This is a genomic window from Chryseobacterium sp. JAH, assembly GCF_001507335.1.
Classification (GTDB): Bacteria; Bacteroidota; Bacteroidia; order Flavobacteriales; family Weeksellaceae; genus Chryseobacterium.
On the sequence record NZ_LMAH01000011.1, the window covers coordinates 72,326 to 86,463 of the forward strand.

The window sequence follows — 14,138 nt, forward strand, 5'->3', positions numbered from 1 at the left end:
AATTATTTTATGTTTTCAAGTGCTTCAATAAATCGATTTGCAGAACTTGTCCAACTTTTTTCTCCTGAAAAATACAACTTTTCAATATTCTGAGACATTGTTTGTAATAAACAACTGTTATTGTACAATTCAAGTATGGTATTCTTGATTGCTTCTGAGTTTTGGGGCTCGATGATGATCCCGGTCGATCGATCTTTAACCATTTCTGGCAACCCACCGACATTTGTTGCTATGACAGGTTTTTTGAAGGCATAGGCAGACATCACCACCCCACTTTGTGTCGCATCGATATATGGGCAAACAACTACAGAAGAATTGAAAATAAGATTGGCAAGATTTTCCGGATAAATATACTGATTCAGAATTTTAATTTCTGGATGTTGTCTGTAAGATTCAATTTCAAAATCAAAATTTCCGCTACCTGCGATTGTCAGCGTCATATTTGGATATTTTTTAGTTGACAGAATTTCTACAAAAGCATCTAGCAAGAATTTGATTCCTTTATAAGGAGATATACGACCAAAAAACAAGATGTTAAAATTATCAGAAACAACAAATTCTTTCGTTTTAAAATAATTCAGAAAATCGTATACACTCAGAAAAGATGTATGAATATCTTTTGAATTATAATTATAATGTGCTATAAATTCATTTTTTTGATTTTCATTTAAGAGCATTTTTTGTTTAATCAAGCTAAAATGTATTTTTCTCAAAACTCTGTCTATGAACAAATTTTCTCCAGAGTGCAAAAAAGGATCGTGTACTACTAACAACATTTTTTTTCTTAGGGCTATTGTAGAAACAAAATAAGTGAGCATATTGTTATCGATGATGATAACATCTGGTTTGATTTCTTTTAGACATTGATGGATTTGGTAAGATATATAAAGCTTTTTAATAACATTGGAATTCCGAGTTCCTTTGATTACAAAAGTTTTGTCAAGATCAATCAAATCTCGAAAACGTTCCAGTTGATCTACCTCTGTTCCTTTGGATATGGTCTTCGTTAATTTTTTTTTATCAAGAAAATTAAATATTTCGTATAATGCTTCCGTAAAAAAATAAACATCACTGTTATGTTTAAGTGCATTTATTAGAGATATATTGGCATCCAAAGCAAATGTAGATAAAAAGGCAATTTTCATGTTTATTATTTCTTTTTAGGGTCAAGTACTTTGTCTACATGCTTATTAAAAATGAAATACGCTCTGGAAATAGTTGGCTTATTCCACAAAATATTTTCGTAATTCCTTAATATATTATTATTGGAATAAACCATTTTGTAAATCCCAAAAAACAATAACACTACCGTAAACACAACCTTTAGCTCCTGTTTTACCGTTTCATATAGATAAGGATATAATATCCAATAGGAGAAAACAAACAAGGTTGTAATCCTGTCTATAAAAACCGAATATTCTGACAAGAAGAAATAAGTAATGATATAAATAAAAAATAAATTGTAAAAAATATTAAGTGTTTTTTCGTCCTTAATCTTTTCACCAATTTTTTCGTAGGATTGATATAAAATAATAAACGTGAATACCTTTTCTAAATAACCGATAGAAATACTATAGCTACTGTTGTATAACTTATTGTTAGAGTAGCCTTCTGCCAATAAGGCGTATGCTCCACCAAAAAAATCTCCTACAGCAATTACAATTGGGGTTATGTATTTGATCTGTCCCAAAAACAGAACATTCCCTAATAGAAACGTGCCCCAAACAAAAGGCATTGGAATTTTTTTATGCAAAAAGAAATACATTGGAAAAAAGAAAATTGCTGATGAATGAAATAAAATACCGATGCCATTGCATATAAAAAATTTCACAGCATTTCTTTCTTTGATAAATTGAAGTGAATATATAAAAAGAAATATAGCCTTGGAGTTTCGTAACAAATTGATTTCTATAATTAATCCAGAAAAAATCAAGTACATAATAAAACCTAAAACATACTGTGGAGAATATTTTTTGAAAAAATAATTCAGAAAAAGAACATTTATAAAAGAAGAGAAAATCTGGAGTGTTAAATAATCCTCATTCATACTTTTTAACAGGACTAAAATGACTTTGAAACCTGGTTCAATTTTCAATAAAATATCTTCATGGATGCCAGAGAAAAATTTTGCAATTCCTTTGGTATCATCGATGGTTGGGGCCATATCATAGAGTGGATAATATACTGTAAAATCTGTATCCAAATAGCCTCTAAAGCCAAAGAAAACAAAAAAGACCAACATACATAAGTATCTTACCATCTTGATATTCCCTTCTTTCTTTCTTATTTTATTTTCCCAAAGAAAAAGAACAAAAAATATCAAGAAAAGGATAATATATGGATAAGAATACGTTGTACTAAAAGTCGGCTGCATAAATTATTGTAATATTATTGATTTATTTTTTTAATGAAATCAGCTAAAAAAATCTCTCTTTCAAATTGATTTTGAGTCTCCAATAGATTCGTTTATAAATTATCCGTACACGGGCTTACTGTTCATATACAAATCCAATCCCTCTTTATACGATTTCAAAGCAAGCCGCCACTGATTACTTGGATATTTAAAATATAATATGATTAAAATGTACAAAAAATTATATAACACAACATATCGCGCATAGAAAAAACTATAATTCTTCAATGAAAAATAGACCAAATTCCGCCACAAAAACTTAACATAAAAATCACTCATTTTTTCCGTAGAATTAGATTCGTTATGATGGATGAGCGACTCATAGGTATACCAGAGTTTCTTATTTTTTTGGATAGCCCTGTGAACAAAGTCTGTGTCATCATAATACACAAAATAGTTCTCATCCATTAAACCTACACTGTCAAAAATTTCTCTTTTGATCAGCATAAAACAAGTTGGAGAATAGGTCACATCCTGGTCTTTATCAAACTGTCCTTTGTCCTCTTCTCCCTGTCCATAATGTATTGTGAGACCGTTGCGTTTTTTATAACCACCACCAGCGCACCATATTTTGTTGGTTCCATAAAAATAGATTTTGGGAACCACCATATCTGCGTTATGTTGATCCACACCTATCAAAAGCTTTTCGATAGAGTCATCTTCCAAAGCTATATCATTATTGGACAACAAAACCAAATCACATTGATCCATTATTGCTTTTCTAATCCCAATATTATTACCTTTTGCAACACCATAATTGGCATCATTTGCAATAATTACTGTTTTAAACTGGTATTCCGAAGATAATTTTTGGCTTAATTCCAAAGAATTATCAGGCGATAAATTATCCACGACATATAATGTGAAATTCTTATATGTCTGATTATTCAAAGTCCTGAAAAATTCTTCTAGAACAGACTCACTATTATATAAGACGGTTACTATACCTATTTTTTCACTCATTTATACAAGCCTTTCTTCTTCATTTCTTCAATAGAGCATTCATATTTATCTTCTGGGATTTCTTGCTCATTAACCCATTTTGTAAATGTTTCAATTCCGTTATCAAAATTCCATTTTGGCACAAAACCTAATTCTGATTTTATTTTGGAAATATCTGCAAAATTATGTCTTATGTCTCCTAATCTATAATTACCAGAGATTTGTATCGGAATCTCTTTATTATAAAATTTTGATAAAGTGTTTGCTACAGTTATCACATCTATTGCAACACCTGTCCCAACATTATAAACCTGACCATTAGCTTCATCTTTTTCTAGTCCTAAAATTGTAGCCTCAGCAACATCTTCTATGTAAACAAAATCTCTGGTTTCTTTCCCATCTTCAAAGATATTGATAGAATTTCCGTTTTTGATTCTGGTCGAAAAAATGGATAAAATGCCAGTGTACGGATTGGACAAGGATTGTCCCGGTCCATATACATTTTGATATCTGTAACCTACCGCTGCAATCCCTAAAGATTTGCAAACCGTCAAGACCATTTGCTCTTGGTTTTGTTTGGTAATTCCGTAAACGGATGTAGGATGAATTTTGCTATCTTCTGTTGTTGAAAGTATTTCGACAGTATTATAACATATCGGACATTTGCACTGGAAATCGCCTTTTGCCATATCTTCATCCAATCTCTCTGTTGGATAAACTATTCCGTGTTCACTACATTTATATTTTCCTTCTCCATAAATAGCTCTTGAGGCAGCAACAACAATTTTTTTAATTTTATGAGGATTGTTTGCAAGTACATCCAGCATTATTGCCGTACCACCAATATTGACATCAATATATTTTTGAATCTCATACATAGATTGTCCGGTTCCTGTTTCAGCGGCTAGATGTATAATTGCGTCTTGTTCATCAATAGCTTCAGCCCATTTTTCTTTGGATGTTACAGAGCCATTAATAAAATTAACTTTATTGATGATACTTCTGTAAAGTGGTGAAGTGATTTCTGGATTGTCTCCATGAATTTGTGGTGACAGATTATCCAAAACGGTTACATTCAGTCCTTTATCAATAAGTTTCAAGGCGATATTTGAGCCTATAAAACCTGCGCCACCGGTAATCAATATATTTTTCATCTAGAAACTGTCTTTGTTTTGACAAAAGTAATTTCCATACAGTCACCTCGTTTGAATACATTGCTTAATCGAGCTATTTGATGGAAGATGATTCTATTATATTTGCTATGAAACCATCCATCACTACTTTTTTTCTTGTTTTTTAAATTAAGCAAAATCTGAATACCGCTAACAAAACTAGAATAATTAGCATTGTAGTTGATCTTTTCCATTTTGAATCCATATTGTTCGCATAATTGGATAAGATTGTCTGGGTTATATGAAAATGGATGGAAAGGAACACCCAGATAATACCAATTTTTTCCAAACAAACGAAATGTCCAACTTTTTGTGTTTGGTACGCCAATAAAAAGCCTCCCTTTTTCTTTTAAAATTCTATTGATTTCTTCTAACAATTCGCGAGGTTCGGTAATGTGTTCAAAAGAATGATTACTTCTTATATAATCAAAAAAATCCGATTGGTAATTTGCCTCAAACAAGGTGCCTTTCGATACTTTTAAACCCAGCTTTTCGCCGATTATGCAGGCTGATTCTCGAATTTCCGTTCCATACGCTTCGGCACCTTGCTTGTGTAGGACATAAAGTTGTTCACAATCTCCTACACCCAAATCAAGCACTTTTTTCCCAGCAAAAGACAATTTCAAATCTTTTGCTTTTGCTCCTATTAAAAAATCCTTAAGAAAATTTGGTTGACTTTTTTTTATAATATCATTTGCTGTTTGCATGCTTGTATCATAATAATCTTCTGGATATAGTGCAAATAATTCGCTGTCATCAATCATCGGATTCAGAAAAAGCAATTTACATTTTGTGCAAGAATAAACATCGTATTTTTTTTCTGTATGCCCATAATGTTTATCGTATGTATTTGTGTAAAAATCAATACGATTGTCGCCACATACAGGGCAGTTTTTTCTGATTTCTTTCATGTTAGTTATTTTTTTATACAGTACTTGCTTAAGGTAAAATGCAATTCATTTTTTTACGCACAAAAGTTATTTGAGTTTTATAGGTTTCTCTTTAAAGTTTAAAAGAAACTGCCTTTTTTAATTTTAAAACGTCATTTATTTTCTTAAATCTTTTGTGGCTTTTGTGCTTATAAATTTACTTTAAACAAGTCATTTATTTATTTTTTCTCCCAAATTTTAGTGTCTGAATTGTACTTTTTAACAATTTTCGCTGGCGCACCAACGATGACACAATAATCGTCAAAATATCCGGAAACTACACTGTTAGCTCCTATTGTACAATGTTTTCCAATTTTTGTTCCTTGCATAATAACAACATTATTATAAATTTTACAACCTTCTCCTATATATACAGGTTTTGTTGTTATATTCTGTTGTTCTATTGGCACATGAATATCATCATAAGGATGATGAATATCCGTTATGGTTACATTGGCCGCAATTGCAGTATTTTTACCAATTTCTATAGATTCTGCACAAGTCAAATGTAGATTTTGTTGAATAGTTACACCATCATTAAGAATAATTTTCGGATCAAATTTTTCAGCTTCATAGTGTTGTACACCTTCTATTCTTGCATTATTTCCTATAGAAACTCTGTCACCCAAAATAATTGATTCTGGAGTAATTTTTAATGGGTTTATTACAACACAATATTTTCCAATTTTTTTAAATAAAAACCGATACCAAAAAACAGCCTTAAGTCTATGCCACTTACCGTTAAAAATCAACATCAAATTATATATTAATGTCATAGTTTTACTTTTTATGAAAATGACAATAATCTTCTATATTCAAAAATAATTGAGCATTTTCATCAATCCAATCAATATTTTTATCCCACCATTTGGATTCATTCAAAACATCTATCTGTTCATCTTTAAATCTTTTTCTGATAAATTTTGCAGGAATACCACCCATTATCGAATAAGGCTCAACATCTGCTGTTACAACTGCATTTGCAGCGATAATAGCTCCATCTCCAATTTTTACTCCATCCGCAATCACTGCATTGGCACAAAGCCAAACATCGTTACCTATCACAACATTTCTTGTTGGATTATGTTGATCTTTGGTTTGAAAATTTTTGAGACAACAGTCTGGATTAGAATATATTGCAGGATGAGTACTAACAAAAGTATGTGTTGGATGTTTTCCTGGTGCTATTCTGACATTGGGACCTATTGAACAAAACTTGCCCATAATTGTTTCATTAATAACTGAACCATCAGATATATATGAAAAATCGCCTATAGAAGAATTTATCATTATTACATTATTCCCAGTCCAATTATATTTCCCGAAAGTAGTATTAAATAATTTTGACATGTACCCAACCCGAAGATATTTATACTTAGACTGGTATTTTATTTTAGTCACTATCCAATTAAAATATTCTCGCAATGGACTTTGTAAATATGATCTATCAAACATATTTTTTACTTTTTACGGATGAAATTGTTTCTTTAACGTTTTTATTCTTTAAAATGAAAGGTAAATATAGAAAAAGTGTAGATAAGCTAATGGCTATTTTAATAATTTTATTGTCAATAGGTACGAATTGATAAAATAAAATATTAAAAATAATAATTCCCAAACCAACTAATATCAACTTAAATTCTTCTTTTTGAAAAACGTCGAGTATACTAATTTTCAGTGTTTTATTATAATTGAAAATCAGAACCAAAGAACCGCCTGCAAGAGCAATAGCCCATGCAATAATAATTCCATATCCACCTGCATAAAGTCCTAAAATTATCCCAATGACAATATTTGCAAACGCCATTCCTACATGTACTAATACTAATATATTTAATCTACCTTGCCCCATCGAACTGAAATAAGCCGGACCACACATCACATTAAAAAAAGTTGCTACGGAGAGAATTAATACAGAAAAAATAAAATCAAAATTAAAATTACCAAGCCATAATAAAGAAATTAAAGGTGCGGCTATAATTAATGATGTTGATAATGGTAAATTAAATAAAAGCAAAACACGATTCATTTTTATATAAAAAGCTTGCATGAAAGAAGCTTCTTCTAATTTTGCTTTTTCTGCAACAACAGGAACTACAACTTGATTTGCATTTGTTAACAAAGCTCTGAACTGGCTCACTACTTTGTTTGCCATCTCATAATGTCCAAGAAATGCGAGCCCTCCATATTTACCTAGTAGCAACTTTGTTGCAGGTTCATAGAGCATTTGGCATACGGAAACCAATTGGAATTTATAGCCGTAATTGAATAGTTCTTTGAAAGATTGTGTACTCCATCTCCAATGACGGATTTTATTATTTGGATTAATTTTTATAGTAAAGATCATGGCTGCTAAAAAAATAAAACCCGATTGTAAAAGTTGTGCAATAGCAACACCTTCTAGCTGGTATAACGGCGTTAATAAAATAGCCCCTACATACATTACAATACCAGAAATAATATATATAAAGTTTCTGATGTAATTTTTCTGATGGCCTTCTAATACAGACGTAAACACGCCTCCTATTGCATTAATACACAAAGAGCCTAATGAATATGGGAGTATTACTAATGCAATATCCAAAAATTTTTTATCAATTACATATCCTAAGAAAAATTGCGCTCCGGAAAGGATAACTAAACTAAGAAATATAAATAAAATGGACATCGATACAATAGAAGTAAAAATGAGTTTGCCTAGTTTACTTTTATCATCTTCTAGTATATATTCCGCAACAAATTTTACTAATCCTGAAGTTAGCCCCATATTAGCCAAGTTAGCAATCGAAGAAAATGATAATATTAGCGACCAAATTCCTAATTGTTCTACACCAATGGATCTTAATAAATATTTATACAAAAAAAAATACAAAAAAGCTGTAAAAATAACCTGTATAACAGCCGACATGGCATTAATTGTAAGTTTTTTTGAAGAAAAATTCATTTATTATGTATTAAAGACAGCATAGCATTTTGCAAAAAATAATTTTAATTAAATATAAAGATTTTGATATTTAACTAAATTATTTTTTCCACCATTTTTTTTCTTCTGCCTGATAGCCATATCCATACTTGTTTCCATATCCGAAATTTGATTCTTTAACTTCGTTTAATACAATTCCTACATTTTTAAGTTTATTATCTTTAACAGAATTATTTAAAAACTCCAGATAACTTTTTTCTGTAACTTCAGATCTTGTAACATATACTATAACATCTGCCATATCAGAAATAAGGAATGAATCTGTCACTAATAAAAGAGGAGCAGTATCCAGAACAATATATTTATATTTGTTTAGTTCTTTTAGAATCGACAAAAGCTCTTCTAGTCTACCGTTCTGCAATAAATCTGTCGGATTTGGAGGAATAGAGCCTGAGTAAATAAAATCACAGTTTTCATTGTATCCGCTCGGATGAATGATCCCTTCAACCGAAGTTTCATCTCCACTCAAAAACTCAGTTAAACCTTTCGCTGTTTTCATAGAGGGATTATAACGCTGGAGCTGTGGATTTCTCACATCTGCACCAATTACCAATACTTTGTTACGGGAAGAGGCCAGTATAATTGAAAGATTTGATGATACAAATGTTTTTCCCTCACCTTTCACAGATGACGTAACCATAATCACCTGAGTAGTTTCCTTTACCGGCAGTAAAAATCTTAAATTGGTAACAAAGATCCTGAAAGCTTCAGCCATAGGTGAAACGTCGTTAAATGTTAGAAGCGCATCCTCTTTATTTTTCAATCTAGGAATTTCCGCTATTACTGGAAGGTCTGTAAGTTTCGTAAGATCTGATCGTGTAATGATTGTGCTCTGAAGAAGCTGTCTTAAATAAATGATTGCAAATGGTATTACCAGACCTAAAAAAAGAAATACTCCCAACGTAAACATTTTTCTTGGAGCAACCGGTTTTTTAAATATAAATGCTTTGTCTAATACTCTGGCTTTTTCAGCAGTAATTTCCATGCTGATTGCAGCTTCCTCTCTTTTCTGTAAAAGCAGTAAATATAGATTTTCTTTGATTTGCTGCTGTCTCTCAATACTTCTGAACAGTTTTTCCTGAGACGGGATTTTACTAATCATCTGTTCAGAGCCGCCTAGCTGAGTTTCCACTTTTCTCTTCGCCAACTCTAATGTAGTTGCATTTCTTTGAAGAGACTGTGTTAAGGAAGACTTCATTTCTTCTATCTGCTTCGTAGCAGTTATCACCAAAGGGTTATCCGGAGTAGCCTGTTCTAAATACTTATTCCTCTGTAAAACAAGTGCGTTATAATCCTGAATTGCCTGACCTGCAGCTTCACTTTCCAAACCAATATTAAGAGGTAAAACATCACCACTCCCTTTTCTGTTCAGAGCACCCTGTAACATTCTGGTCAATTCAATTTGCGTCCCTAACTCCAGCATCTGCGCTTTACTCTGCTCCTTCAGCTGTAGATTAATCTTAGCTTCAGTACCAAGATCAACTATGTTATTGCCTGATTTAAAACCTTCTTTCTGAGTTTCAACATCCCCTAATTCTCTTGATATCAGCATAATTCTTCTATCAATAAAATCTTTCGTTCTTTTAGACTCAATATTTTTATCACTGATTGCGTAGACATTATATTGTCTTACTAAACCATTCAGAAAATCTTTAGCTTTAGCTTTATTTTCAAAATCCACAGATAGACTTATAATCGTTCCGTCCTTATCTAATAAATCAACATTTAAAGCTTCTTGAAAATCATTAACTGTATTATCAAAATCACTATAATTAAAGTACACCTCTGATAAGTCTACTTTTTTCTGTACTTTATATTCCGGATTTTTGCGGATCATAATTACGGCAAACGGCAAACTGGTACTTTTACCAAATGAAGTTGATATATCCTTTTCCCACTCATCAGAAGAAAGAATCACATTATTGCCTTTCGCTTTTATTGATATGGACTTTTTTGGCAATTCGTTATCCTTTTTTTCCTGAATAACATTGATGATATACGGACTTGTCTCTCCGTATAATTCAAGATTATTGAATGTCTGTTTTGCATAAAGAGGAGTCTGAAAATTATGATCCTTTACAACATCAGAAACAATGGTCTTAGATTCAAAAACACCGACTTCATTTTCAATACTGTTGGTTCCCATACCGCTTAGCCCACCAATACTTTGAAGAACGCCAATATCTCCTGACGCTGCCGACATTTTCTTGGCATCTTTAATTAGAACAGATGTTTGAGCTTTATATATTGGAGATGTTGATTTTATGTAATAAACTGCCATCAACAACATTAAGAAAACAGTCCCAACGAAATACTTCCAATTTTTTAAATACGGAGCTATAAGTTCTTTAATATTAATTTCTTTGCCTTTTTTTTGATCCATCTGTTGGATTATATTTTGAGAATTAGAATTTATTTTCAGGTTTAGTAAAACTCTGCAAATATATCTATATTTTATAAAAGGCAGGTGTTAATCTTAATTTTTAAATATTATTCAATAATCATCATGAATATTCACTTATCAGATAAGGTAACTGTAGTGAAAGTATTGTTATGAATCTGTATTGTGACAAAAATATTAGTTTAATTTATACGTCAACATCAACCCTCCTCTCGTTGGGATGACTTCTCCACTTTTATTCCAATTGGCCGCTTTGTCGTAGCGTTGGTTATTATCTTTGAAATATCCTCTGTAAATTGACTGGCTCGTTCCTATACCTGCATATACATCCAATCCTAATTTCTCGCTGATGGTAAAGTGGTATCCGCCACTTATACCCATAATTAGAGCCAGTCCTTTTTGATATCTTTCCGTGATGCGTACCGTTCCATCTGCTAACAATTGCGGAGTCCCGTCATCATTTAAGACCGGTTGTGCTTTTAGATAATTCCATTTCTGAAGATTGTAGGCAGCAATACTTCCGTAAGCCCCCACATACCAGCCTTTCATCATTTCTTTGAAATAATATCTTCCTTCTAAAGTCCCCATGTAGATTTGAAGATTTTTGCCGGCAAACGATTTCCAAGGTGATATAAAACCTTCTGCCTGTAAAGAAAATTTGCTATTTAAAGATTTCTCAACTGCAAGGTTAATCATTCCTACGGGTAAAAAAGGGGCATTCACTTTTAATTCTGTTTGGGCATTGACGTTAAGAATTAAGAAAAACGCCAGGGTAAAAGTCATTTTCGAAAACAACCGCATTGTATACATCATAATTTAAGATGGTCTTATTTACTCAAAACCGAGAATGTCGTAAGCAAAATCTGTGCATCTTTTTTAAAAGAGAGATGATGATAGTAATTTAAGTTCATTTTCACCTTCGCAGGGAACAGAATTTCGTCATTATATGTAAGCGGATCTTTTTGTTGATCTAAAAGATCTTCTTCATTTCGAAATTCAATACCTGCTTCACTCGTCAAACCGGGTTTTAACTGTAACACCAATCGGTCTTCCCCTTTCAGCTTGTCATAGTATCCCGGAATATCGGGACGAGGTCCTACTAAAGACATATCTCCTTTCAAAACATTAAAGAGCTGTGGAAGTTCATCCAATTTAGTTTTTCGCAGCCAGCAACCAATCTTTGATTTGGTGAATGTTTTAGAATGATAGGTTTTAAATTTATAAATGATAAAAATTTTACCTTCTCTTCCAATTCTTTTCTGTCTAAAAATTCCAGGGAAACCTGTATCTATAGATGCCACAGTAAATAAAACAAGCAAAAAAGGCATTAAAACAATCATCGCTGCGAAACTTAGTCCGTAGTCCATCACTGCTTTCCACCATGGGTATTTTTTCACCTGTGCCAAATCGATTACAAATATATGGAAAGATGATGATTTTCAAATTGAAGTTTCATTTTATTGCACATACAATTTAATCTGTTGCGGAAATTTACCAATTATTTAACATTAAACTCCACAAATATTAATATCTTTAATAAATCACTAACCATAAACTATTATTTTTACGATGCTGAATAAGATAATTGCTTATTTTAATTTACGTTATAAAACTTTCGACAGTGGTGTCTGGAAATCTCACCCTGAAAAAAGAAAAAATTTAATCCAAGATGTTCTTCGTCAAAATATGGCCGTAGGGAAAAATCAAGAGCAAATACTCATGCTCTTTGGAAATGAGAGACGTATCTATTCCAACGGTTCCTGGAGTTATCCCATTTCATTTTTTAGAGACGGTAACCCAAAAAAATTTTTACATCTGTATTTTAACAACATGAATGTAGTTACTCATATGAGGATTAAATTCATCATAAAAAACTAAAGGAGCAAAATGTTGCTGCTCTAGTTTTGGCAAGTATCTTAGTTATTTGCGGCTATGATCATTTCCGTAAAAAAAGTCTTATCACATTTCCGATTCTTATTCTGTCATCATCGGAAAGATTAGATCCTGAAGGCAAACATAATCCATTGTCAAATAATTTTTCTGCGATATTCGTTCCGTAGTAAGGTGCATCAGCAAAAACCGGCTGTAAATGCATTGGCTTCCACAACGGTCTGGATTCTATATTATCTTCTAAAAATGCTAATCTCAAATCTTCACGGTTTTTCCCTGCTATTTTTTCATCAATTACGATTGCCGACAACCAGTGATTGGAATAAAAATCGTTCGAAGGTTCTGAAAATACGTCTACTCCATCAATATCTTTGAATACTTCAACATAGAAATCGTGCATTTTTCTGCGAGCTTCCACCCTATCGGATAACACTTCCATTTGTCCACGACCGATTCCCGCAACAATATTACTCATCCGGTAATTGTAGCCAATCTGTGAATGCTGATAATGAGGTGCACTATCTCTTGCCTGTGTCGATAAAAATACGGCCTGGTCTTTATCTGCCTGATTATGGCAAACCAAGGCACCGCCGCCGGAAGTTGTAATAATTTTGTTTCCGTTAAATGATAATATCCCGAAACGACCGAAAGTTCCGCAAGCTGTCCCTTTGTAAGTAGAGCCTAACGCTTCGGCAGCATCTTCTATCACAGGAATATCATGCTTCTGAGCGATTGCCAAAATTTCATCCATTTTGGCCGGCATCCCGTACAGGTGAACAACAATAATAGCTTTTGGCTTTTTACCTTTAGAAATTCTGTCTTCAATTGCTTCTTCTAAAGCGAGCGGACACATATTCCAGGTATACTTTTCTGAATCTATAAAAACAGGAGTTGCTCCGCAGTAAGTGATTGGATTTGCAGATGCGCAGAAGCTGAAAGTAGATGTAATAACTTCGTCATCACATTTAACTCCTAACATTAATAACGAAAGATGGATAGCAGAAGTCGCAGAATTTAAAGCACAAATTCTAACATCATTTTTTAGAAATAACGACAGTGACTGTTCAAATTCATTAATGTTTTCTCCCTGGGAGGTAACCCAGTTTTTTTCAAAAGCATCCTCAATAAAAAATATTTCTCTTCCCGAAAGATGTGGAGATGAAAGCCATATTTTATTTTGCATGGAATTATTTTAAAAAAGCAAATTTAATATATCTCCATTGAAATAAAATGTTTTTTTTCCAAGTTATCATGATTCTTTTCTTTCAGTAATTAGTTTTTGACATTGAGAAACCCAGCACTCCAATCAGCAGGTGCTTTTCCCCAACCCTTACTTTGACAGGCTCAGCATCAGAAAGGGAGGTACTTTCCTCTGGTTCGTGGTTCTGAGAGTTTCAGCCACCGACAA

Annotated in this window: 12 protein-coding genes; all 12 read right to left on the minus strand. The window is 32.4% G+C overall.

The window, feature by feature from the left end; all coding sequences use genetic code 11:
- Positions 1-2: 2 nt before the first annotated feature.
- The 12 genes from AR685_RS17290 to AR685_RS17350 all read right to left on the minus strand — a co-directional run bounded on the left by AR685_RS17290 (position 3) and on the right by AR685_RS17350 (position 13,913).
- Positions 3-1,145 (minus strand): glycosyltransferase family 4 protein, encoded by a 1,143-nt coding sequence (locus tag AR685_RS17290; RefSeq protein ID WP_059125364.1) that lies wholly within the window; start codon positions 1,143-1,145, stop codon positions 3-5.
- A 5-nt stretch (positions 1,146-1,150) separates the two neighbouring features.
- Positions 1,151-2,374 (minus strand): EpsG family protein, encoded by a 1,224-nt coding sequence (locus AR685_RS17295; protein WP_059125365.1) that lies wholly within the window; start codon positions 2,372-2,374, stop codon positions 1,151-1,153.
- A gap of 99 nt (positions 2,375-2,473) precedes the next feature.
- Positions 2,474-3,376 (minus strand): glycosyltransferase family 2 protein, encoded by a 903-nt coding sequence (locus tag AR685_RS17300; protein ID WP_059125366.1) that lies wholly within the window; start codon positions 3,374-3,376, stop codon positions 2,474-2,476.
- A complete protein-coding gene (locus AR685_RS17305) occupies positions 3,373-4,509 on the minus strand; it encodes an NAD-dependent epimerase/dehydratase family protein (protein WP_059125367.1) in 1,137 nt (378 codons plus the stop codon). The genes AR685_RS17300 and AR685_RS17305 overlap by 4 nt, the downstream gene beginning before the upstream one ends.
- Positions 4,506-5,438 carry a class I SAM-dependent methyltransferase gene (locus tag AR685_RS17310; protein ID WP_059125368.1) on the minus strand — a complete coding sequence of 311 codons (933 nt, stop codon included), beginning with the start codon at positions 5,436-5,438 and terminating at the stop codon, positions 4,506-4,508. Before AR685_RS17310 ends, AR685_RS17305 begins: the two co-directional genes overlap by 4 nt.
- 197 nt (positions 5,439-5,635) lie before the next feature.
- Positions 5,636-6,232, minus strand: coding sequence for an acyltransferase (locus AR685_RS17315; RefSeq protein WP_059125369.1), 597 nt, complete (start codon positions 6,230-6,232; stop codon positions 5,636-5,638).
- A gap of 4 nt (positions 6,233-6,236) precedes the next feature.
- A complete protein-coding gene (locus AR685_RS17320; RefSeq protein WP_059125370.1) occupies positions 6,237-6,911 on the minus strand; it encodes a CatB-related O-acetyltransferase in 675 nt (224 codons plus the stop codon).
- Positions 6,904-8,400, minus strand: a complete 1,497-nt coding sequence (locus AR685_RS17325) for an oligosaccharide flippase family protein (protein WP_059125371.1) — start codon at positions 8,398-8,400, stop codon at positions 6,904-6,906. The genes AR685_RS17320 and AR685_RS17325 overlap by 8 nt, the downstream gene beginning before the upstream one ends.
- Before the next feature lie 79 nt (positions 8,401-8,479).
- The gene (locus tag AR685_RS17330) at positions 8,480-10,822 is read right to left on the minus strand and encodes a GumC family protein (RefSeq protein ID WP_117584651.1); all 2,343 of its coding nucleotides are present in this window, start codon (positions 10,820-10,822) and stop codon (positions 8,480-8,482) included.
- A gap of 195 nt (positions 10,823-11,017) precedes the next feature.
- Positions 11,018-11,653, minus strand: a complete 636-nt coding sequence (locus AR685_RS17335) for a DUF3575 domain-containing protein (RefSeq protein ID WP_228376462.1) — start codon at positions 11,651-11,653, stop codon at positions 11,018-11,020.
- A 14-nt stretch (positions 11,654-11,667) separates the two neighbouring features.
- A complete protein-coding gene (locus tag AR685_RS17340; protein ID WP_410492937.1) occupies positions 11,668-12,237 on the minus strand; it encodes a sugar transferase in 570 nt (189 codons plus the stop codon).
- A gap of 539 nt (positions 12,238-12,776) precedes the next feature.
- Positions 12,777-13,913, minus strand: coding sequence for a DegT/DnrJ/EryC1/StrS family aminotransferase (locus AR685_RS17350; protein WP_059125375.1), 1,137 nt, complete (start codon positions 13,911-13,913; stop codon positions 12,777-12,779).
- Positions 13,914-14,138 lie beyond the last annotated feature (225 nt).